The 20,278-nt window shown below is 62.2% G+C and carries 10 protein-coding genes and 3 rRNA genes; 4 read left to right on the forward strand and 9 right to left on the reverse strand.

The annotated features are described in order from the left end of the window. Positions 1 to 23: 23 nt before the first annotated feature. Positions 24 to 2,201, reverse strand: a complete 2,178-nt coding sequence (locus GEMMAAP_RS10260; RefSeq protein WP_053334459.1) for a RelA/SpoT family protein — start codon at positions 2,199 to 2,201, stop codon at positions 24 to 26. Next, a complete protein-coding gene (gene radC / locus GEMMAAP_RS10265) occupies positions 2,198 to 2,911 on the reverse strand; it encodes a RadC family protein (RefSeq protein WP_075071484.1) in 714 nt (237 codons plus the stop codon). The genes GEMMAAP_RS10260 and radC overlap by 4 nt, the downstream gene beginning before the upstream one ends. Positions 2,912 to 3,053: 142 nt before the next feature. Between radC and GEMMAAP_RS10270 the strand changes: the two genes are divergently transcribed. After that, positions 3,054 to 4,598 carry a pyridoxal phosphate-dependent decarboxylase family protein gene (locus tag GEMMAAP_RS10270; protein WP_043581624.1) on the forward strand — a complete coding sequence of 515 codons (1,545 nt, stop codon included), beginning with the start codon at positions 3,054 to 3,056 and terminating at the stop codon, positions 4,596 to 4,598. Positions 4,599 to 4,684: 86 nt separating this feature from the next. Here the strand turns inward: GEMMAAP_RS10270 and GEMMAAP_RS10275 are convergent, their stop codons facing one another. Both GEMMAAP_RS10275 and GEMMAAP_RS10280 read right to left on the reverse strand, forming a co-directional pair. Continuing rightward, positions 4,685 to 6,031: a hypothetical protein gene (locus GEMMAAP_RS10275; protein WP_145979088.1), complete on the reverse strand. Its 1,347-nt coding sequence runs from the start codon at positions 6,029 to 6,031 to the stop codon at positions 4,685 to 4,687. A gap of 53 nt (positions 6,032 to 6,084) precedes the next feature. Further along, positions 6,085 to 6,843, reverse strand: a complete 759-nt coding sequence (locus tag GEMMAAP_RS10280) for a hypothetical protein (protein ID WP_145979089.1) — start codon at positions 6,841 to 6,843, stop codon at positions 6,085 to 6,087. A 464-nt stretch (positions 6,844 to 7,307) separates the two neighbouring features. On the opposite strand from GEMMAAP_RS10280, the gene GEMMAAP_RS10285 reads away from it, so the two are divergent. The 3 genes from GEMMAAP_RS10285 (at position 7,308) to rrf (ending at position 12,365) form a co-directional block, all read left to right on the forward strand. Further along, positions 7,308 to 8,831: ribosomal RNA gene (locus GEMMAAP_RS10285) — 16S ribosomal RNA — on the forward strand. 325 nt (positions 8,832 to 9,156) lie between these two features. Further along, a 23S ribosomal RNA gene (locus GEMMAAP_RS10290) occupies positions 9,157 to 12,104 on the forward strand. Positions 12,105 to 12,248: 144 nt separating this feature from the next. After that, positions 12,249 to 12,365: ribosomal RNA gene (gene rrf / locus GEMMAAP_RS10295) — 5S ribosomal RNA — on the forward strand. Together the 16S, 23S and 5S rRNA genes form the textbook arrangement of a ribosomal RNA operon. 504 nt (positions 12,366 to 12,869) lie before the next feature. Here rrf and secA read toward each other — a convergent pair. The 5 genes from secA to GEMMAAP_RS10320 form a co-directional block, all read right to left on the reverse strand. Continuing rightward, a complete protein-coding gene (gene secA, locus GEMMAAP_RS10300; RefSeq protein WP_026849832.1) occupies positions 12,870 to 16,196 on the reverse strand; it encodes a preprotein translocase subunit SecA in 3,327 nt (1,108 codons plus the stop codon). 62 nt (positions 16,197 to 16,258) lie between these two features. Further along, on the reverse strand, positions 16,259 to 16,873 hold the full coding sequence (gene nadD, locus GEMMAAP_RS10305) for a nicotinate (nicotinamide) nucleotide adenylyltransferase (RefSeq protein WP_053334185.1): 615 nt from the start codon (positions 16,871 to 16,873) through the stop codon (positions 16,259 to 16,261). Positions 16,874 to 16,890: 17 nt separating this feature from the next. After that, positions 16,891 to 17,739, reverse strand: coding sequence for an outer membrane protein assembly factor BamD (locus GEMMAAP_RS10310; RefSeq protein WP_026849831.1), 849 nt, complete (start codon positions 17,737 to 17,739; stop codon positions 16,891 to 16,893). A 52-nt stretch (positions 17,740 to 17,791) separates the two neighbouring features. Next, positions 17,792 to 19,147: a nucleotide sugar dehydrogenase gene (locus tag GEMMAAP_RS10315; protein WP_026849830.1), complete on the reverse strand. Its 1,356-nt coding sequence runs from the start codon at positions 19,145 to 19,147 to the stop codon at positions 17,792 to 17,794. A 12-nt stretch (positions 19,148 to 19,159) separates the two neighbouring features. Beyond that, the gene (locus GEMMAAP_RS10320; protein ID WP_026849829.1) at positions 19,160 to 20,272 is read right to left on the reverse strand and encodes a DegT/DnrJ/EryC1/StrS family aminotransferase; all 1,113 of its coding nucleotides are present in this window, start codon (positions 20,270 to 20,272) and stop codon (positions 19,160 to 19,162) included. Positions 20,273 to 20,278 lie beyond the last annotated feature (6 nt).

Genomic DNA, 20,278 nt, shown 5'->3' on the forward strand with positions numbered 1-20,278 from the left:
CCCGGCATCGGGCGTTCGAACTGCTAGTCCTCGGCGGTGATCTTCTCGCGCCGGCTCACGACCGCGATGCCCTTCACGCGCCGAGCCGCCTTCATGATCCGTTCGAGATGCGCCAGGTTCTCCACTTCCACCATGGCTGAGCCTGACACTTTGCCATCGGTTGTCTTGAGCTCGAGGCTCTTGATGTCCGTACCGGTCGCACTGACGGCCGCTGCGACATCAGCGTATAGCCCGCGCCGGTCATTGCCCTCCAACGCGAGCCGTACGACAAAACGCTCACCGGCCATTTCCTGCCAGTCGATATCCAGGCGGCGTTCCGGCTCGTGGGCCAGCAGCAGCAGATTGGGGCAGTCACCGCGGTGGATGCTGACGCCGCGCCCACGCGTGACATAGCCAACCACCCGGTCGCCTGGAACCGGCTGACAACACTGGGCGTAGCGAACCAGCAGCCCGTCTGCGCCCTGAATGCGAATGCCCTTCCCGGTTCCTCGGACCCGATCGACAATGCGCTCGAGGGTGCTCGGCTTCTCCGCCTGCTCCGGCGTGGTATCGAGCAACGGGTGTAGCAGCTTGAGGACCTGCAAGACATGCACGTCGCCGGCGCCCACGCTGGCAATGAGATGGGGCGCATCCTTGAGCTTGAGCAACCGCGCAATGGGATACAAATCCTGCTCATCCGCCTTGGGCAAACGGCGACGGCGCAGTTCGCGCTCGAGGATTTCCTTGCCCAGGCGCATGGCCGAGGAATGTTCTTCAAGGCGCAGCAGCTGGCGGATCTTGTGTCGGGCCTTGCCCGTGCGCACATGCGCGAGCCAATCGCGACTGGGCTTTGCATTCGGATTGGTGAGAATCTCCACCGTCTCCGAGTTTTTGAGCTCACGCGAGAGGGGGGCAATCCGACCGTTCACCTTCGCGCCGGCACAATGGGCACCAACCTGCGAGTGCACCGCAAAGGCGAAGTCCAGCGGCGTCGCCCCCTTGGGCAACTGAATCACGTCGCCGGTCGGGGTAAAGACGAAAATCTCGTCCTGATACAAGTCGAGCTTGAGAAACTCGAGGAACTCCCCGGGCGTCTCCGCATCGAGCTGCAACTCAAGCACCTGGCGGAACCACGCCAGCTGCTTGTCCAGTTCATCGGCGCTGCGCGAATTCTCCTTGTACAGCCAATGCGCCGCGATACCGAAGTCCGCAGTACGATGCATATCGCGCGTACGGATCTGAATTTCGAACAGCTGCCGACCAGGACCGAACACCGTCGTGTGGAGCGACTGATAGCCGTTGCTCTTTGGCTGTGCGATATAATCCTTGATGCGCTCCTGCACCGGTGTCCAGCCGTCGTGGATCACGCCCAACGCGTGATAACACTCCAGGACGTTGGGGACGATGACGCGAATGGCCAGCAGATCGTAGATATCCTCGTACGGGCGATCTCGCTGCTGCATCTTCTTGAAGATCGACCACAGGTGCTTGGGGCGCCCCGTGACTTCGACATCCGCGATCCCCGCCTCCGTAAGTCGCTTCTCCAACGGCTCACGCATCTGGCCAATGAGCGCTTCACGCTCTCCACGCTTGGCCGCAACCAGTTTGGCCAGCGTCTTGTACGCCTCCGGTTCAAGATGCTTGAACGCCAGGTCCTCAAGCTCCCAGCGCACCTTGGCCATACCGAAACGGTGGGCCAGCGGGGCATACAGATCGCGCGTTTCCTGCGCAATGCGTCGACGTTTTTCGGGAGCGAGCCAATCAAGCGTCCGCATATTGTGCAGGCGATCGGCCAACTTGATGAGAATGACGCGGGCGTCTTTCGCGATGGAGAGCAGCAGCTTGCGGTAGTTCTCCACCTGCCGCTCTTCCCGGGACGACATGGGCAGATTGGCAATCTTGGTCAACCCGTCCACGATCTGCGCCACTTCCACCCCGAACTCACGGGAGACATCCTCGACCGTGATATCCGTGTCCTCGACGATGTCGTGAAGCAAGCCACAGGCAACCGTGGTGGTGTCCAGCTGGAGGTCCGCCAGAATGCGCGCCACCTCCACACAGTGGGAGACGTACGGTTCCCCCGAGTGGCGGACCTGACCGGCGTGCGCCACATCGGAAAACTTGTAGGCGCGCACGAGCAGATCGTGGTCGAGCCGATCATAGGCGCCATCGGCGCCCGGCCCGAACCCCGGAATCATGTCGTGCAGCGCAATCGTCGTCACAACAGTCCTGCCTCCGCAAAGCTTACGTATCGTCCGCGGCCCACAATCACGTGATCATGCACCGGTATGTCCAGCAATCGCCCCGCAGCCACCAACTGCTCCGTCACCGCCCGATCCTCCGCACTGGGCGTGGGATCACCACTCGGGTGGTTATGAACCAGTATCACTGCCGCTGCTCGTTCGGCAATAGCCTCCCGAAACACCTCGCGTGGATGCACCAGTGAGGAGTTGAGAAGCCCCCGCGTAACCAGCACATCCCGTTCCAGGCGATGCTGCGCATCAAGGATAGCGACATGGAACTCCTCCACCGGCGCATCCTGCAGTCGCGGTGCATAGACCGCGGCAACATCGCGCGGGCTGCGCAGCGGCTGTCCCGCCTCCCGTGCTTCCCCGGCCATCCGCCGCCCAAGCTCAAGTGCCGCCTGTACGGCCGCCGCCCGCGCCTGTCCAACCCCTTGCACCCGCGTCAGCGTCGCCATGGGCATTGAGGCAAGCCGTCCCAGCGACCCACCACTCTGCTCAAAAATCACCTGCGCACAGGCAAGCGCCGACACCCCTCGGTTTCCCGACCCCAGCAGCGTCGCCAGCAGTTCCGCAGTACTCAGCGCTTGCGCACCGAGCATCCGCAGTCGCTCCCTCGGCCTTTCAGCAGATGGAAGCTCTTTGATCTTAAGACGAGGTTGGGTGGACTGGCTAGTCGTGAACGACACCGTGGGCTCCCGTGGCAGAAGAAATCGCGACGCATCGCGAAGGGAACAGCCACTCTACCGTGCTTCGCCGCCCAGCACGGTACCGCGCCAACGCGCATCGGCTCATGACAACGCGGGACGCCACCTGTCTATCTTTGCTGCTATGGCCGCTACCCCTTCCAACCCGCCGCGCGACGCCACCACGCGCGTCACGTTCGACCCAGACACAGACACCGACTGGGCGGCCCTGCGCACGCTGGGGCATCGCATGCTGGATGACCTCATCGATGCCCAGCAGGCGCTACCCCATACGCCCGTCTGGCGCCCTCTCCCACCGGCCAAACGTCCCCTCTTTCAGAAGGACGGGCCGGAGCACGGTGTGGGGGCCGCTGCGGCCTATGAACTATTCCGCACCCACATCCTCCCCTACGGACTCGGCAATTGGCACCCCCGCTTCTTTGGCTGGGTGCAAGGCAATGGGACTCCGCTGGCGATGCTGGCCGATATGCTCGCATCGGGCATGAACCCTCATATGGGCGGGTTCAACCATGCGCCCGCCATGGTGGAGCGACAGGTCATTGCCTGGTTTGCTGAGTGGTTTGGCATGGAGGGAGCGAGCGGATTGTTTGTGACTGGCGGGACCATGGCCAACGTGCACGCGCTTGCTTGTGCACGAGTGACCATCGCCCACCTTCGTGGGCACGACGTGCGCAGTGAGGGCGTGCAGTCCTGGCCAGGTGAGCAGGCGCAAGCGCCACTGGTGTTCTATGGGTCCCGGGAAACCCATGGGTGGGCGCAAAAGGCGGCGGAATGGCTTGGGCTTGGCGTTCGCGCTTTTCGCCAGGTGCCGGTGCGTCCTGACTTCACGATGCAGCATGAGCTGTTGAAGGACATGATTGCGGCCGACCGTGCGGCGGGGCTCATGCCGTTCTGCGTCATTGGCACGGCTGGTACGGTGAACACCGGGGCCACCGACGACCTGAACGCGTTGGCCGATCTGTGTGCCAACGAAGCGCTCTGGTTTCATGTCGACGGCGCATTTGGTGCCCTGGCCGCGCTCTCTCCTCTTGTCCGCGAGCAAGTGGCCGGCATGGAACGGGCCGATTCATTGGCGTTCGATCTCCATAAGTGGGGGTCGATGCCCTTTGAGTGCGCCTGCGTGCTGGTTCGGGACGCCGCCGCTCATCACGCCGCGTTCCACAATAGTGCCAGCTATCTCACGCCGAGCGATCGTGGCCCAACTGCGGGCGGCATGTATTTCAACGAACGCGGCTTGGATCTGACCCGAGGGTTCAAGGCCCTCAAGGTGTGGATGCAGCTGCAGGCAGATGGCGTTGACAAGCTGGGGCGCATCATCGCGCAGAATGTCCACCAAGTGCGTGCGCTGGTCTCACAGATTGATGCGCATCCTGAACTGGAACGGCTGGCGCCTGCTCCACTCAATATCGTCTGCTTCCGGTATCGGCCAATCATTCACGGCAGCGCGTCTCTCTCTTCGGATCGCCTCGATGCACTCAACCGCGAGTTGCTTTCGCGGTTGCAGGAACGGGGGATCGCGATGCCCTCGAGCACGATTGTCGACGGCCAATTCGCCATTCGCGTCGCACATGTGAACCATCGCAGTACCATTGACGACATGACGGCGCTCGTGGGCGACATCGTGGAGTTGGGTCGTGAGGTCCACGGCGCGCAAACCGCTGCGCCGTAAACGATGTGGCCGTTGTCGCCACCCGCACAACGCAACGAGGGGCGACCAATGCTGGTCGCCCCTCGTTCCTTGTATTGCAGATCGGATTAGCGTCCGCCGGGGGGACGCGGCTTCGCGGTGCGACCGCCACCGTCCGATCCGCCGCCCGAGGAGCTTCCCGCGCCACCACCCGTACCGCCGGAGCTGGCCGGTGGCGTATACGTTGCCCCACCAGTGCCAGCGCCTGACCCTGCATACGGGTCTGCCCGGGTATACCCGCCACCGTTCACCGCACGCCCTCGGACCGTGGGAACCCCACCGCCACTTCCGGTGCCTGGGTTCGGGATAATCATCACCGGCCCACCACCGTAAAAGACACCGTTACCCCAACCATTTCCCCAGCCGTTGCCCCACGGTGAAAACTGATTGAAGCCGTAGTTCATTCCCCAATTCCCGCCGTAGGGGCTGTTGAACCCCCATCCCCACGGATCGAACATGCCAAACCGATAGCCGAGCCCCCACGCGCCCATACCGCCAGGGCCGTAACAGAAATCATCCATCAAGGCGCATCGGGATTGCACACCGCGCTGACGCAGACCGTTGCGTGACGCGACGATGTCGGGGCCAAGTCCTGCCCCTTGCGGTGTGACCACTGAGGGGCCGAGTTGGAAGCGCTCCGGATTGGCCAACGCCACCATCACATCAATAACGCGTGACGGGACACCACGATCCGCCAGCCGAATGAGCGTCTTGCCATCGAGGGCAAACTGCTGTCCGAGCTCGGCGAGCCACGCCTCTGCCAAACTCGCCGGCACGTTGGTCGCGACACTGACCACCGCGTCCGTGCTGATCGGTGCTCCCGTAGACAGTCGCAGTGCTCGGGTAGAGCGCAGGGTGCCCGCCGACAAACCGGCGGGCAGAGCGCTATCCCCTTCAAAGCGGAAGCGCGACACGGTGGTCGCCTCGTTCTTGCCAACGGCGAGATGCTGAAACTGCACCCACTGCCCCGCCGGATTCATGGACATCATCCCAGTTTCCACGCGCTTGACGCCGCGGGAACAGGTCAGTTCAGCCCGGAGGATCAATCGGGTGTCATCCGCGGCCCACATGGCGGTTTCGTCGCCCTCACATTCATCGACCTTTCGGGCGTACGTCGAGCCAGGCACCGGTACGGTCATGCGCGACATGAGTGAATCGCGATGGAAGAGCACGATGTCCACCGTGCCTCGCGTTGTACTGCTGGGAACGACACACGCGCGGGTTGGCTGCTTGTCGCCGTCGAGTTCTTCGAGGCCGACGCCTCCGTCCATCGTGCGCCAGCAACCGATCCACGGCTGAAAACGGGGATCGATTCGACTACCACTCTGGGCCGAGGCGGCCGACGCCGGCGCCATCAGTAGGGCCAAGGTGGTGGCTGGCCCGACGATCCATCGGAGTGCGTGTGAGCGAGACATGACGGTTGCTCCGAAAAGGGAACGCACAGCTGTGAGCGACATGAGATTGGGTCTCAGAAACGGAACTGAAAGCCAGTCGTGAGACCGACGCCTGAGATGGCCGTTTTGTCAAAGCCGGTATAGTCGCCTTGCATTGGCGCCTGTGAGTGATCGTACCGCAGTTCCGTATTGAGCGCTACCGCTGGCAGCAGCGACCAGGTGAAGCCGGTGGCGGCGTAACCCAGCGGGGCCCATCCTTTCGCCTCCAGCTTGGCGCGGAAGACGTTGAGATTCACGGACTGGAAGTCGACGAATTCCCCTTCCTGCTGGAACTTGTACCACATGGCGCCACCACCGGCGGCGACATACGGCACCAGCTTTGCCGGCACCCAGGCGAGACGGCCGACGGCGCGTCCTGCGGGCACGATGTTGTAGCGAACCCCAAGGCTGAGTGGTACACGACGGAGCCGGGTTGCCTGCTCGATAGGGAGATCATCCCCACCGATGAAATTGCGGTATTCGGACTCCGCGCGACGCCCAGCCGTGGCCGCGGAGAGCTGCAATTCCACCCGTTGGGTGATTGGCACACCGATATCGGCGCCAACATTGAGCGCCGTATAGTCGTTGGGACTCAGCGTGAGTTCTTTGGCGGCGAACGCAAAGACGCCGTTTGAGGCACTTGGACGGGCGGCGCCGATTCGCAGACTGAGGGAAGCCTTGGGGCGCCCCAGCAGATAGTCTCTACTGGCCGGCTGGGCAGGCATAGAGACCGGGCTTGCTGCCAAAGCGGAGAGGAGCAGTGCCGCTCCTGCCGCGGTGCGTCGAATTGCCATAGCGGAGTCTCCTTCGGGATCCGGGAAGAAGATACCCGCTAACCCGAGCAATGGTCCGGTGCCTGGCGCGGGTCCTACCCTGCCAGTGGTACTGACGACGAGGAGGCACGACTGCGGCCTCTCCCAATTCCGCTCCGCTCGTCCGCGCCAGGCCCGGTGGCCCATGCCAGCGATGCGGAGCGACGGTACGGAGAGGGTGTCATCACGCTGTCAGTTCAATCGGTGGAATGATATGGCGATTGAGCTTGCAGTTGGATGAACGCAGCCCCAAGGGGTTGCGAGCAGTTAGAAAACGCTGTTTGACAATCGAAGATAAGATCGATGGATGTGCGGGGCGGTCTCAATGACCTGCGGCTGATCAGGGCTGCAGCGAGAGATCAACCTGAATTCATTAAGTGATTCCGAGCGATCGCCTTTGGGCGGATCGCGAGGAAGAGCCTATCAAAAGGCTCCAAGAGGTAAAACTATTGGAGAGTTTGATCCTGGCTCAGGACGAACGCTGGCGGCGTGCTTAACACATGCAAGTCACGGGGGCCCGCAAGGGTAACCGGCGAACGGGTGCGTAACACGTGAGCAATCTGCCGTACTCTGGGGGATAGCCGGCCCAACGGCCGGGTAATACCGCATACGCTTGTCGAGTGGCATCGCTTGACAAGGAAACCTCCGGGGGAGTACGAGGAGCTCGCGGCCTATCAGCTAGTTGGTGGGGTAACGGCCTACCAAGGCATTGACGGGTAGCTGGTCTGAGAGGATGGCCAGCCACATTGGGACTGAGATACGGCCCAGACTCCTACGGGAGGCAGCAGTGGGGAATATTGCGCAATGGCCGCAAGGCTGACGCAGCGACGCCGCGTGGGGGATGAAGCATTTCGGTGTGTAAACCCCTGTTGCTCGGGACGAACAAGCCTTTTCGAGGGCTCTGACGGTACCGAGTGAGGAAGCACCGGCTAACTCCGTGCCAGCAGCCGCGGTAATACGGAGGGTGCGAGCGTTGTCCGGAATCACTGGGCGTAAAGGGCGCGTAGGTGGTCTGCTAAGCGTGCGGTGAAAGCCTGGGGCTCAACCCCAGGTCTGCCGTGCGAACTGGTGGACTTGAGCACTGTAGAGGCAGGTGGAATTCCGGGTGTAGCGGTGGAATGCGTAGAGATCCGGAAGAACACCGGTGGCGAAGGCGGCCTGCTGGGCAGTAGCTGACACTGAGGCGCGACAGCGTGGGGAGCAAACAGGATTAGATACCCTGGTAGTCCACGCCGTAAACGATGGGGACTAGGTGCTTGGGGGAGCGACCCCTCGAGTGCCGGCGCTAACGCATTAAGTCCCCCGCCTGGGGAGTACGGCCGCAAGGCTGAAACTCAAAGGAATTGACGGGGGCCCGCACAAGCGGTGGAGCATGTGGTTTAATTCGACGCAACGCGAAGAACCTTACCCAGGCTTGACATGGATGAGAAAGCCTCTGGAAACAGGGGCCCCTCTTCGGAGTTCATTCACAGGTGCTGCATGGCTGTCGTCAGCTCGTGTCGTGAGATGTTGGGTTAAGTCCCGCAACGAGCGCAACCCTTGCCCTTAGTTACCAGCGCGTGATGGCGGGGACTCTAGGGGGACTGCCGGTGCCAAACCGGAGGAAGGTGGGGACGACGTCAAGTCATCATGGTCCTTACGTCTGGGGCTACACACGTGCTACAATGGCTGGTACAGAGGGCTGCGAAGTGGCAACACGGAGCCAATCCCTAAAGCCAGCCTCAGTTCGGATTGTCGTCTGCAACTCGACGGCATGAAGCTGGAATCGCTAGTAATCGTGGATCAGCGACGCCACGGTGAATACGTTCCCGGGCCTTGTACACACCGCCCGTCACGCCATGGAAGCTGTGAGCGCCCGAAGTCGGTGCCGGAACCCGCAAGGGACCAAGCCGCCTAAGGCGAGCGCAGTGACTGGGGCGAAGTCGTAACAAGGTAGCCGTAGGGGAACCTGCGGCTGGATCACCTCCTTTCCGGAGCGACGAGTAGGCCGACCGCGCGAGCGGTGGCAGGCTGAAAGTCCCGGATGATAGTCGTCCGCTCTGCACATCCCGATCTTATTTTTGATTGTTGATTTCCGCCCGGCAACGGGGGGGAATCACGCTATTTGACAACGGACGTGGTAGTGATCGTGGGTACTACTGCATTCTCTGTGGCTACAGGCCAGGGGGGATGCAGCTAGGACGAAGAACCTCAGTGAGACGTAGTAACATGTAGTACCGATTGGCGTCGCAAGACGTCGTCTGTTACACGCTCACTCGTTCAAAATAGCGCGTGCTTTGCTTGAAAGAGGGAAAGAGTCAAGCGAACGAAAGTATGTAGGGGATGCCTGGGCACAGAGAGGCGATGAAGGGCGCGGTAAGCTGCGATAAGCGCGGGGGAGCGGCACACACGCTTTGATCCCGCGATGCCCGAATGGGGAAACCCGGCGTGCCGCGAGGCGCGTCACCACGCAAGTGGAGCGAACCAGGGGAACTGAAACATCTAAGTACCCTGAGGAAGAGAAATCAAACGAGATGCCCTCAGTAGTGGCGAGCGAACGGGGTACAGGCCAAACCGATCTCCTTGTGGGATCGGGGTTGTAGGACCAACGGACGCGGCAGGGAACGGTATTCGAAGTCGCCTGGAACGGCGCGCCAGAGACGGTGATAGCCCGGTAGGAGAAACCTAGTAGTTGTCGTAGTTGAGTTCCTGAGTAACGCCCGACCCGAGTAATCGGGCGTGAACCCGGGGGGACCACCCTCCAAGCCTAAAGACTCCTCTGTGACCGATAGTGGACGAGTACCGTGAGGGACAGGTGAAAAGCACCCCTGTGCGGGGAGTGAAAGAGATCCTGAAACTACATACTTACAAGCGGTAGGAGGCTGGGCGTCGCAAGGCGTCACGGCTGACTGCGTGCCTTTTGCATTATGATCCGGCGAGTTACTCCTCAGATGCGAGGCTAAGGTGCTCAGCACCGGAGCCACAGCGAAAGCGAGTCCTGTCACGAGGGCGCATGAGTATCTGGGGGTACGACCCGAAACCAGGGCGATCTACCCATGAGCAGGGTGAAGCTGAGGTAACACTTAGTGGAGGCCCGAACCGGTGTGGGTTGAAAACCATTCGGATGACTTGTGGGTAGGGGTGAAAGGCCAATCAAGCCTGGAGATAGCTGGTTCTCCCCGAAATCTATTGAGGTAGAGCCTCGAGGCGTATTCGCAGGGGGTAGAGCGACTGGAAGGGCGCGGGGGGTCGTAGACCCTACCAACCCCTACCAAACTCCGAATACCTGACGAACGGACCTCGGGAGGCAGTCGCTGAGCGATAATGTCCAGCGGCGAGAGGGAAAGAACCCAGAACCACAGCTAAGGCCCCGAAGTGGCTGCTGAGTATAGCGAAGGATGTCGTCGTGCAGAGACAACTGGGAGGTTGGCTTAGAAGCAGCCATTCCTTGAAAGAGTGCGTAATAGCTCACCAGTCCAGCGTGATGGCGCCGAGAATGGTCGGGATTAAGCAGCCCGCCGAAGCTTGGTCTTCATACTTTGTATGAGGGGTAGGGGAGCGTTCCCGGTGCGTTGAAGTGGGGGTGGAAACCAACCCATGGAGCGACGGGAAGTGAGGATGCCGGATTAAGTACGCGCAAATGCGGGTGAGAACCCCGCACACCGTAAGCCCAAGGATTCCTGCGCCATGGCAATCAGCGCAGGGTGAGGCGGACCCTAAGGCGAGGCCCCAGAGGCGTAGTCGATGGATAGCCGGTCAAGATTCCGGCCCCATCTTATATCCGTTGAAGCAGTCCGGGACCCTGGAACGAAGCGCGAGCGACTTTGTGGATGGTCGTTCAAGGGCGTAGGCGCAAGCCGAGACCTGAGTACGAGGCAAGGGGGCAACTCCGAGCCAAGTCGTGTGGAGTCAGCAGGCAAGAAAAGCGGACTGGGGAGGGTATGAGATGTCCGTACCGCAAACCGACACAGGTGGGCAAGGCGAGTAGCCTCAGGTGAACGAGTGAAACGTGGTCAAGGAACTCGGCATAATGATCCCGTAACTTCGGAAGAAGGGATGCCTGCTTTGGTAGCCAGCTTCGCGCTGGTCGCTCGAGCAGGCCGCAGAGAATCGGCCCAAGCGACTGTTTAGCAAAAACACAGGTGCGTGCCAAGCCGCGTAAGGCGCCGTATACGCACTGACGCCTGCCCGGTGCCGGAAGGTTAAGGGGAGAGGTTAGGGCGCAAGCCCGAAGCTTTGAGCCGAAGCCCCGGTAAACGGCGGCCGTAACTATAACGGTCCTAAGGTAGCGAAATTCCTTGTCGGGTAAGTTCCGACCTGCACGAATGGCGTAACGACTTGGGCACTGTCTCGACCACGCGCTCGGCGAAATAGCAGTCTCGGTGAGGATTCCGAGTCCCCGCGACAGGACAAAAAGACCCCATGCACCTTTACTGTAGCTTGTCATTGGCGTTTGCATAGGACTGTGTAGCATAGGTGGGAGCCGTTGAGCCGGAGGCGCTAGCTTTCGGGGAGGCATCAGTGAAATACCACCCTGTGCTGTGTGAACGCCTCACCGCGGTCGGCAAACCCGATCCGGGACCGTGGCAGGTGGGCAGTTTGACTGGGGCGGTCGCCTCCGAAAGAGTAACGGAGGCGCGCGAAGGTTGGCTCAGCGCGGTCGGTAATCGCGCTTATAGAGTGTAACGGCAGAAGCCAGCCTGACGGCGAGACCGACGGGTCGAGCCGAGACGAAAGTCGGCCGTAGTGATCCGGTAGCCCGGTGTGGATCGGCTATCGCGCAACGGATAAAAGGTACGCTGGGGATAACAGGCTTATCGCGCCCGAGAGTTCATATCGACGGCGCGGTTTGGCACCTCGATGTCGGCTTGTCACATCCTGGGGCTGGAGAAGGTCCCAAGGGTCCGGCTGTTCGCCGGTTAAAGTGGCACATGAGCTGGGTTCAGAACGTCGTGAGACAGTTCGGTCTGTATCCGTCGTGGGCGTTGGAGAATTGAGGGGAGCGGACTTTAGTACGAGAGGACCGAGTCGGACGATCCGCTCGTGTCCCGGCTGTCACGCCAGTGGCACCGCCGGGTAGCGATGATCGGTGGCGATAACCGCTGAACGCATCTAAGTGGGAAGCGCCCCCCAAGATGAATTCTCCCTGGAGCCTTGAGCTCCCTGAAGGGCCGGAGGAGACGACTCCGTCGATAGGCAGCACGTGGAAGCGTCGCGAGACGTTCCGAGCGCAGCTGTCCTAATCGCCCGTGTGGCTTGACTTACCCCCTTGGGGTTTCCCAAGTGGGGCACAGGAATTCCGCAGAGCACACGCTTGTCATGGATCGGCCTCGCCCGAAAGGCGACCGATCCCCTACGATCACACCACCCCGTTTGTCGAATCCGCGCAACACTTGCGTGCACGATTCGCTGGCGACTAGAGCGTCAGGGCCACACCCGTTCCCATCCCGAACACGGTCGTTAAGCCTGATAGCGCCGATGGTACTCCGGGCGAGAGCTCGCGGGAGAGTAGGCCGTCGCCGGCACCCTTGAGCAGCCCCCGTGGGGAGATCTTCGGATCCCCCCCGGGGGCTGTTTGTTTTTTCCGTTTGACTTACATCTTTTTGGCGTGCCACCGTTTCGGCGGCAGATCCAATTAATAACCTTGTGTTTGCTTGGCGTCAACCCCTCTCGCGATCACTATTTTGATCTTTTTTGAAGATCGAAGGATCGGCGCGCGGGGAGCGCACTCGCACTCGCGAAACCCAGCGAGCGACGGCCTGAATCAGTACCACTCATCAGACCCCCTGCCACAACCGTCTTGCCGGTGCCGGACTCGCTGAGCGAGTGCACAACAACCGCGACGCTGTAGGCGGGTCGGGGATTAAAGCACATTGGGATGGCGATGTCAACAGGGGGTCACAACTTTCCCCGCGATTGTCTCAATCCCAACGCCCCCCGTACCAAACACGGCGGGCCGCTCCTCTGCGAAGCGGCCCGCCGTTTCCTCCCGTGTCTCCGGTCACCTGCCCCCGGAACGAGTGCACATCCTACAAGTGCGCCCCGTGACACTTCTTGAACTTCTTCCCGGACCCGCACGGACAGGCATTGTTGCGCGGCGTCTGTTCCCATCCCGCCGGCAACCCGGCGCCCGCCGCCTCCCCCAGCGAGCGCACGGGGCCCGCACCAACCACCTGGGGGACGCTGTGCGCCACCGTCCGAACCGGCGCGTCGTGCTCGCCCTGGTCGGCGTCAATAATGTCGTCCTCGTCCGCCTCCCCCTGCTCCACCGCCATGAGCTCGTCGAGCGGGATATCCTCGAGGATCCCCAACGCGTTGAACCGCTTCGTGGGGCGCCCCACCTCCTCCCGCATGAACTCCGCCGGCATTGGCGGCGGCTCGAACGCCTCCGTGGGCGACGGCTCAAACACCAGCTGCGCCTTGAGGAACCGCTCGGTGAACGAGTTCGCCACATCGTGCATGAGGTCCACGAACATCGTGTACGCATCCTGCTTGTATTCGACGAGCGGATCTTTCTGGCCCCAGGACCGATAGTGAATGGAGGCGCGCAACTGATCGAGATCGTAGAGGTGATCCTTCCACTTCTCGTCGATCACATTGAGCGTCACCAGCGACAACAGACGATCCGCGAAGCCGTTGCCGGATTCGTCCGTCACCTGATTGAGACTCTCCACCTTGAGCGCGAATGCCGCATGCACGGCCTCCACCGCCAGCGCCTGCGCTTCCTCGAGCGTTGCCGGCGGATGCTCCGCGAACGCCGGGACCTGCAGCATGTAATGCATCAGCAGATCCTGCTGCACGTACTCGAAGTCCCAATCCTCCTGCTTGTCGAACGTGGCCAGCGCCTGCTCCACACGCCGCTGTACGCCGCGCTCAAGCATCTTGATGGCTTCGCCCTTGAGCTCCTCTCCACCCTCCAGCGCAAACGCACGCAGCGAGTAGATAACCTCACGCTGCTGGTTCATGACGTCGTCATACTCCAGCAGCCGCTTGCGCGACTGAAAGTTCTGCAACTCCACGCGCTTCTGTGCCTGCTCGATGGACCGCGTAATGAGCGGGTGCGTCAACACCTCACCGTCCTGCGCTCCCATGCGATCCATCAGTTTGGCAATGCGCTCCGACCCGAAGAGCCGCATCAAATCATCTTCGAGTGACAGGAAGAACTGCGAGGCTCCCGGATCGCCCTGACGTCCGGAGCGTCCGCGCAACTGCCGGTCGATGCGCCGCGATTCATGCCGTTCGGAACCCACAATGTGCAGGCCACCGATTTCGGTGATATCGATCTCCTTGCCATCAGGATCGGTGATGCGGGACGCCTTCGCCTCCCGGACCCCTTCGGACAGTTTGATGTCCGTTCCACGGCCCGCCATGTTGGTGGCGATCATGATGGCGCCTGGGCGTCCCGCCTCCGAGACAATCTCCGCTTCGCGCTGGTGATACTTGGCGTTCAGCACGGCGTGCTTCATGCCAGCGCGTGTCATGAGTCGTGACAGCGTTTCCGACGCCTCCACGCTGGCGGTTCCGACCAGTACCGGGAACCCCAGCTCATGCAAGCGCCGAGTTTCCTCGACGATGGCGTTGTACTTTTCGCGCCGTGTCTTGAAGACCAGATCCTGCCGGTCATCGCGCTGAATGGGACGGTTGGTCGGGATCACCGACACTTCCAGCCCGTAAATGGTGTGGAACTCCGCCTCTTCCGTTTCCGCGGTACCGGTCATGCCGGCCAGCTTCTCGTACATGCGGAAGTAGTTCTGGATGGTGATGGTGGCGAGGGTCTGCGTTTCCCCCTTCACCTGCACCCGTTCCTTGGCTTCCACCGCCTGGTGCAACCCCTCGCTCCAGCGACGTCCCGGCATGGTGCGGCCGGTGAATTCATCCACGATCAACACCTGCCCGTCCTGCACGACGTAGTTGACGTCTTTCTCGTACAAGGCATGCGCCCGCAGCAGCTGATGAATGATGTTCAGTCGCTCGCTCTTGGTGGCGTACTCCCGCTCCACGGTGTTGCGGCGCTCGAGACGCTCCGCGGCAGAGAGGTCCATGTCGCGATCGATCTGCCCGATCAACAGCGCGATATCGGGGAGCACGAAGGTGTCCGGGTGATCGGGCGAGAGCCAATCCAGCCCCTTCTCCGTGAGGTGCACCGTGTGTCCCTTCTCGTCGAGCACGAACAGGAGGTTGTCCTCCATGTCCTTGAAGGACCGCTTGCTCACGGGGAGCTTCTTGTCGGCAATGACATCGAGCTCAACGCGCTGCACCAGCTGCTTCACGCCCGGCTCCTGGAGCACCTTCATGAGCCGCTTGTTCTTCGGGCCACCCATCTGCGCCTTGTAGAACTCGAGCGCCGCAGTATCGGTGTCCTTGGCTTCAAGAGCCCGCTCGCCATCGGCCACGAGCTGATTCACCAGTTCGTTCTGCTTGCGTACCAGGCGCTCGACCGAGGTGTTGAACTCCGCATACTGTCCATCACTCTCGTTGCCCACCGGTCCCGAGATGATGAGCGGCGTCCGGGCTTCGTCAATCAGGACCGAGTCCACCTCGTCCACGAGCGCGAAAATGTGCGGACGCTGCACCCGCTGCTCCAATGACACGACCATGTTGTCGCGCAGGTAATCAAACCCGAATTCGTTGTTGGTCCCGTATGTGATGTCGGCGGCATAGACCGCACGCCGTTCCCACGACCCGGGCTCGGTGTCGTCGAGACAGCCAACGGTCAGCCCCAGCCAGGTGTAGAGGTGCCCCATCCACTGCGAGTCGCGGCGGGCCAGGTAGTTGTTGACCGTGACCAGGTGCGAACCCCGACCAGGGAGGGCATTGAGGTACAGCGGCAGCGTGGCCACCAGCGTCTTGCCTTCACCCGTGGCCATTTCGGCGATGCGGCCCAGGTGCAACTGAATGCCCCCGATGAGCTGCACATCGTACGGGACCATATCCCAGGTGATCTCGTGACCGATGACCGACACCGGCGATCCCTTGAGTCGGCGGCAGGCTTCGCGCACCGTGGCAAACGCTTCGGGAAGCAGTTCGTCCAGCGTTTCGGCGATGGCGGTGCGAAGTTCGGCTTCCACGCCGCCGCGCCCGTCCGCCCCCTGCAATTCGCCATCGATGCGCTCCCGCTCGGCGGCATCGGCGGTGTCGTGCTTGGCCGCCTTGAGCTCCTGGATGCGGGCGTCAATGGGCCCGGTCCGTTCGGCCAGGATACCACGGAACTTCGCGGTCTGCCCCTGGATCTCGGCGTCCGACAACGTGGCCAATCGCGCTTCGATCTGGTGAATCTCATCGAGGATTGGCTGGACACGCTTCCGCTCGCGCTCGTGTCGCGTTCCAAACACCTTACTGATCAAACCCTTCAGCATGCGGACCTCTTTACCAGAAAGACGAGGACACCGTCTCGCGGCGCCCGGACGCCTTCCGGCGTTCAGGTCTCCGCGCGCTCCGGCATCCGGGAATTCTCGAGATACAACCCGGTGGATGCGATATACGACGCCACGGACTCCGACACAAAGCCCCGAATGGAGCGATGGTCCCGTACCCGTGCCCTGATTTCGGTTGACGACACATCCACCCGGCGCGTGGCGAGCCCTTGCGCGCGCACACCGCCGTGAATCTCCGGGTGAGGCGGGACGGCCCCGGCAGTGTCCCGATAGAGTACGACCAGTCGTACCAGACCAAGCAACCGTTCCGGTTCCTTCCAGCGGGAGAACGTGGGAACCACGTCGCTCCCAACCAAGAGGTGAAGTTCGGCGAGCGGCCAACGCTCTCGCACATTCTCCACGGTGTCAACCATGTAAGATAACCCGCCCCGCGTGATTTCCACGGGGTCCACCACCACCTTGGGAACTCCCTCAAAGCAGGCGCGGACCATGGCCAGCCGATGCGCGGCGTCCGTCTGCCCGGCCCCTTTGAGCGGTTGCTGCGCGGCCGGGATCACCAGGAGGAGATCCAGCTGCAGCGCATCAATGGCATCCTGTGCGATGAGTAGATGGCCCACATGCGGCGGGTCAAAGCTGCCGCCAAACAGGCCGATGCGCACGGACGCGGGGTGGTGGATTATCGGGACACGCGAGGCGCCGGTCTGGCATACGCCACCGGCGACGTCACGGCCTCAGGCGGCACCCTGGTAGCGGTCGCCGTATCAGTGGCGGCCACTCCACAGGCCACCTTGACGTCCGCATCTCCAGGATACGCCTTCCACATGGCTGAGCACGTTTCCGCGGCATCTTCCTTCCAGCGGATCTTGGTGTACAGCTCATGGAGGCGGAGCCACGACAGGCGTGCGGCCTTGGTCGTGGGGTACGTCGTGACAATGTCCTTCAGGTAAATGATCGCGCCATCGACCACCGGCCGCACTTTGATATAGTGCACGGCCGTGAGGTAGTCCTTTTGCGCGAACCACTCCTCAAGCTGGGTGATGCGCCGCTTGGCGTCTTCGGTTTCCTTGGCATCGGGATACGACGACAAGAGCGCCCGAAGAATGGAGGCCGCCTTCTGCCCCTGTTCCGGGTCGAGTGACGGCCGCCGCCAGAGCGACTGGTAGGCGCGACCGGTGCCCAGCATAGCCGTGGGCGCCAGCGTGTCGTCGGGGAAGCCATCGGTCACCCGCTCAAACGCCTGGGCGGCCAGCAGGTATTCCTGCTTGCGCTCGTGCGTGAGGGCGAGATAGAAGAAGGCCGGCGCCAAAAGCGGATCACGGGACGACAGATCACTGGTGAGCCGCTCAAATCCGAGTTGCGCGTTATCCCACTTCTTCTGCTGAAACTCGAGCAGCGAGGCTTGGAAGAGCGCCTCGGGGGTCGCGAAGTCGCGTGGCTGGAACCCGCGCCCACACCCTGCCAGTGCTGTCGCGACAGCGAGCAGCACCAGCAAGCGGAATTCAACGCGGTTCGGAAGATGACTCATGCGGCAGTAGGTACCCGGGGAATGCGGCGCAGGTTCGCGACGGCAGGAACGATCAGGAAACAGCGCGCGACGCCGGCCCGGAGGCCAACGGAATGATACGCGCCCGTCCCGCGGCCAGTCCGGCCGTGACGTTCCGCGTATCCACTACGAGGGTAGCGTGATCCACGACCCGCTGGTAGTCCACCGCCTTGTGATCGGTGATGACCACGACCGCGTCAGCCCAGCGCAACATCTCATCGCTGAGCTCCACCCCCTTCCGGACATGCCCGTCCTCGCGGAACTCGTGCACGAACGGATCGTGGAACTCTACGTGGGCTCCACGCTCTTCCAGCAGCCGAATCACGTCGAGGGCCGGGCTTTCCCGCACATCATCAATATCGCGCTTGTAGGCCACGCCAAGGACCAGGAGACGGCTCCCGCGTACGGCCTTCCGCACCTCGTTGAGCGCATCTGCCACCTTCTGGACCACCCACTCCGGCATGTGCGAATTGATCTCGCTGGCGAGGTCGATGAAGCGCGTCTTGTAGTTCAGCGTGCGCATCTTCCAGGCGAGATAGTGGGGGTCGAGCGGAATGCAGTGCCCGCCAATGCCGGGGCCCGGGGTGAACTTCATGAACCCGAAGGGCTTGGTGGCAGCGGCGTCGATGACTTCCCAGACGTTCACCCCCAGTTTGTCACACACAATCGCGATTTCGTTCACCAGCCCGATATTCACGGCCCGGAAGGTGTTTTCCAGCAGCTTCACCAGCTCCGCCGCTTCCGGCGAGCTGACCGGCACCACGGTGTCGATGCAGCTCTGGTATAGCGCCGTGGCCACCTCCACACAGGCCGGCGTAATGCCGCCCACCACCTTGGGAGTGTTCTTGGTGTGGTAGACCGGGTTGCCCGGGTCGACCCGCTCGGGGCTGAACGCCACGAAGATGTCGCGCCCCACCGTGAGCCCCTGGGCTTCCAGGCGGGGCTGCAGCAGTTCCCGCGTGGTGCCCGGGTACGTGGTGCTCTCCAGCACCACGCACAGCCCCGGATGGGCCTGCCGCGCGATCGCGTCCGCCGCGCTCAGCACAAAGGCCATGTCCGGGTCCCGCGTCTTGGAGAGCGGCGTGGGCACCGCAATGGAGATGGCCTCGCACTCCCGCAGCCGATCTTCCTGCGTCGTGGCCACAAACCGCCCCTGCGCCACCGCCGCCTGCACCGTGTCGCCGGCAATATCCTGAATGTGCGACTGCCCGGCCATGAGCAGGTCCACCACCCGCTGACTCACGTCGTAGCCAATGACCGTAAAGCCCGCCTGCACGAATTCCATGGCCAGCGGGAGGCCCACGTAGCCGAGGCCGATCACCCCGATGACGGCGGAGCGATCCGAGATCCGGGTGAGCAGCTGGTCCTTCATGGATACTGTGTCAGTCATTTCAGTGGACTCTTAACGGCCGAAGAAGCCTCGCACAGCAGCGATGACCTCGTCCAGCTGTGCGGTGGTGAGTTCGGGGAACACCGGGAGCGACAGGACTTCCCGCGCCGCGCGCTCGGCTTCCGGACACTGCCCCTCGTTATAGCCGAGATAGGCAAAGCACGGCTGCAGATGCAGCGGTAAGGGATAGTACACGTTGGACCCAATTCCCTGTTCTTTAAGGTGAGCCTGTAGCGCGTCCCGCTGACCCACACGAATGGTGTACTGGTTGTAGATCGAGGTGTTGGCCGGATCGACGAATGGCGTTCCCACTTCGGGGACATCCGCGAAGGCCGCGTCGTAATAGGACGCATTACGGCGACGGGCGGCACTCCACGACTCCAGATGGGGCAGCTTGGCGCGCAGTACGGCGGCCTGCAGGGCATCAAGGCGGCTGTTGTATCCAACGATTTCGTGGTAGTACGTGCGACGGCTTCCATGGGTCCGCAGCTTCATGAGCGCCTCAAAGAGCCCCTCATCCTGCGTGACCATCATGCCGCCGTCGCCATACCCGCCCAGATTCTTCGAGGGGAAGAAGCTGAAGGTGCCAATGGCGGCGGCCTCCCCGGCCATGACCTTCCGCCCATCAACCATTCGGCTGGCCCCGATGGACTGGGCCGCGTCCTCGATAACGGGGAGCCCCTTGGCGGCGGCCTTCACCTGCTCAATGGCCGCCATTTGCCCGAACAAATCGACCGCAATGACCGCCTTCGTCCGGGCCGTGATGGCCGGCGTGACATTGGCGGGCTCGATGTTGTAGGTGCGCGGATCGATATCCACGAACACCGGACGGGCGCCCGCGTTATGAATGGCGCCTCCGGTAGCGAAAAAGGTGAACGGTGTGGTGATCACCTCATCGCCCTGACCGACCCCCAATGCCCGCAAGGCCAGCAGGATGGCGTCCGTACCGTTGGCGCAGCCGATGGCGAACTTGACCTGGGACAGTCCGGCCACGCTGCACTCCAGCTGCCCAACCGGATCGCCCAGGATGAAGGCCTGCTGATCGACGACCGCCATGAGTGCGGCGACGACGTCGTCGCGGATGGTCGCGTGCTGGGCTTTGAGATCGAGAAGTGGTACGGCCATGGGAAC

Source organism: Gemmatimonas phototrophica (assembly GCF_000695095.2).
GTDB lineage: Bacteria > Gemmatimonadota > Gemmatimonadetes > Gemmatimonadales > Gemmatimonadaceae > Gemmatimonas > Gemmatimonas phototrophica.

What these genes read in the sequence shown, in the direction of transcription:
- GEMMAAP_RS10270 (WP_043581624.1), top strand. Translation starts at nt 3,054, where the DNA reads ATGGCCGCTACCCCTTCCAACCCGCCGCGCGACGCCACCACGCGCGTC.
- GEMMAAP_RS10275 (WP_145979088.1), bottom strand. Translation starts at nt 6,031, where the DNA reads ATGTCTCGCTCACACGCACTCCGATGGATCGTCGGGCCAGCCACCACC.
- GEMMAAP_RS10280 (WP_145979089.1), bottom strand. Translation starts at nt 6,843, where the DNA reads ATGGCAATTCGACGCACCGCGGCAGGAGCGGCACTGCTCCTCTCCGCT.
- secA (WP_026849832.1), bottom strand. Translation starts at nt 16,196, where the DNA reads ATGCTGAAGGGTTTGATCAGTAAGGTGTTTGGAACGCGACACGAGCGC.
- GEMMAAP_RS10310 (WP_026849831.1), bottom strand. Translation starts at nt 17,739, where the DNA reads ATGAGTCATCTTCCGAACCGCGTTGAATTCCGCTTGCTGGTGCTGCTC.
- GEMMAAP_RS10315 (WP_026849830.1), bottom strand. Translation starts at nt 19,147, where the DNA reads ATGACTGACACAGTATCCATGAAGGACCAGCTGCTCACCCGGATCTCG.
- GEMMAAP_RS10320 (WP_026849829.1), bottom strand. Translation starts at nt 20,272, where the DNA reads ATGGCCGTACCACTTCTCGATCTCAAAGCCCAGCACGCGACCATCCGC.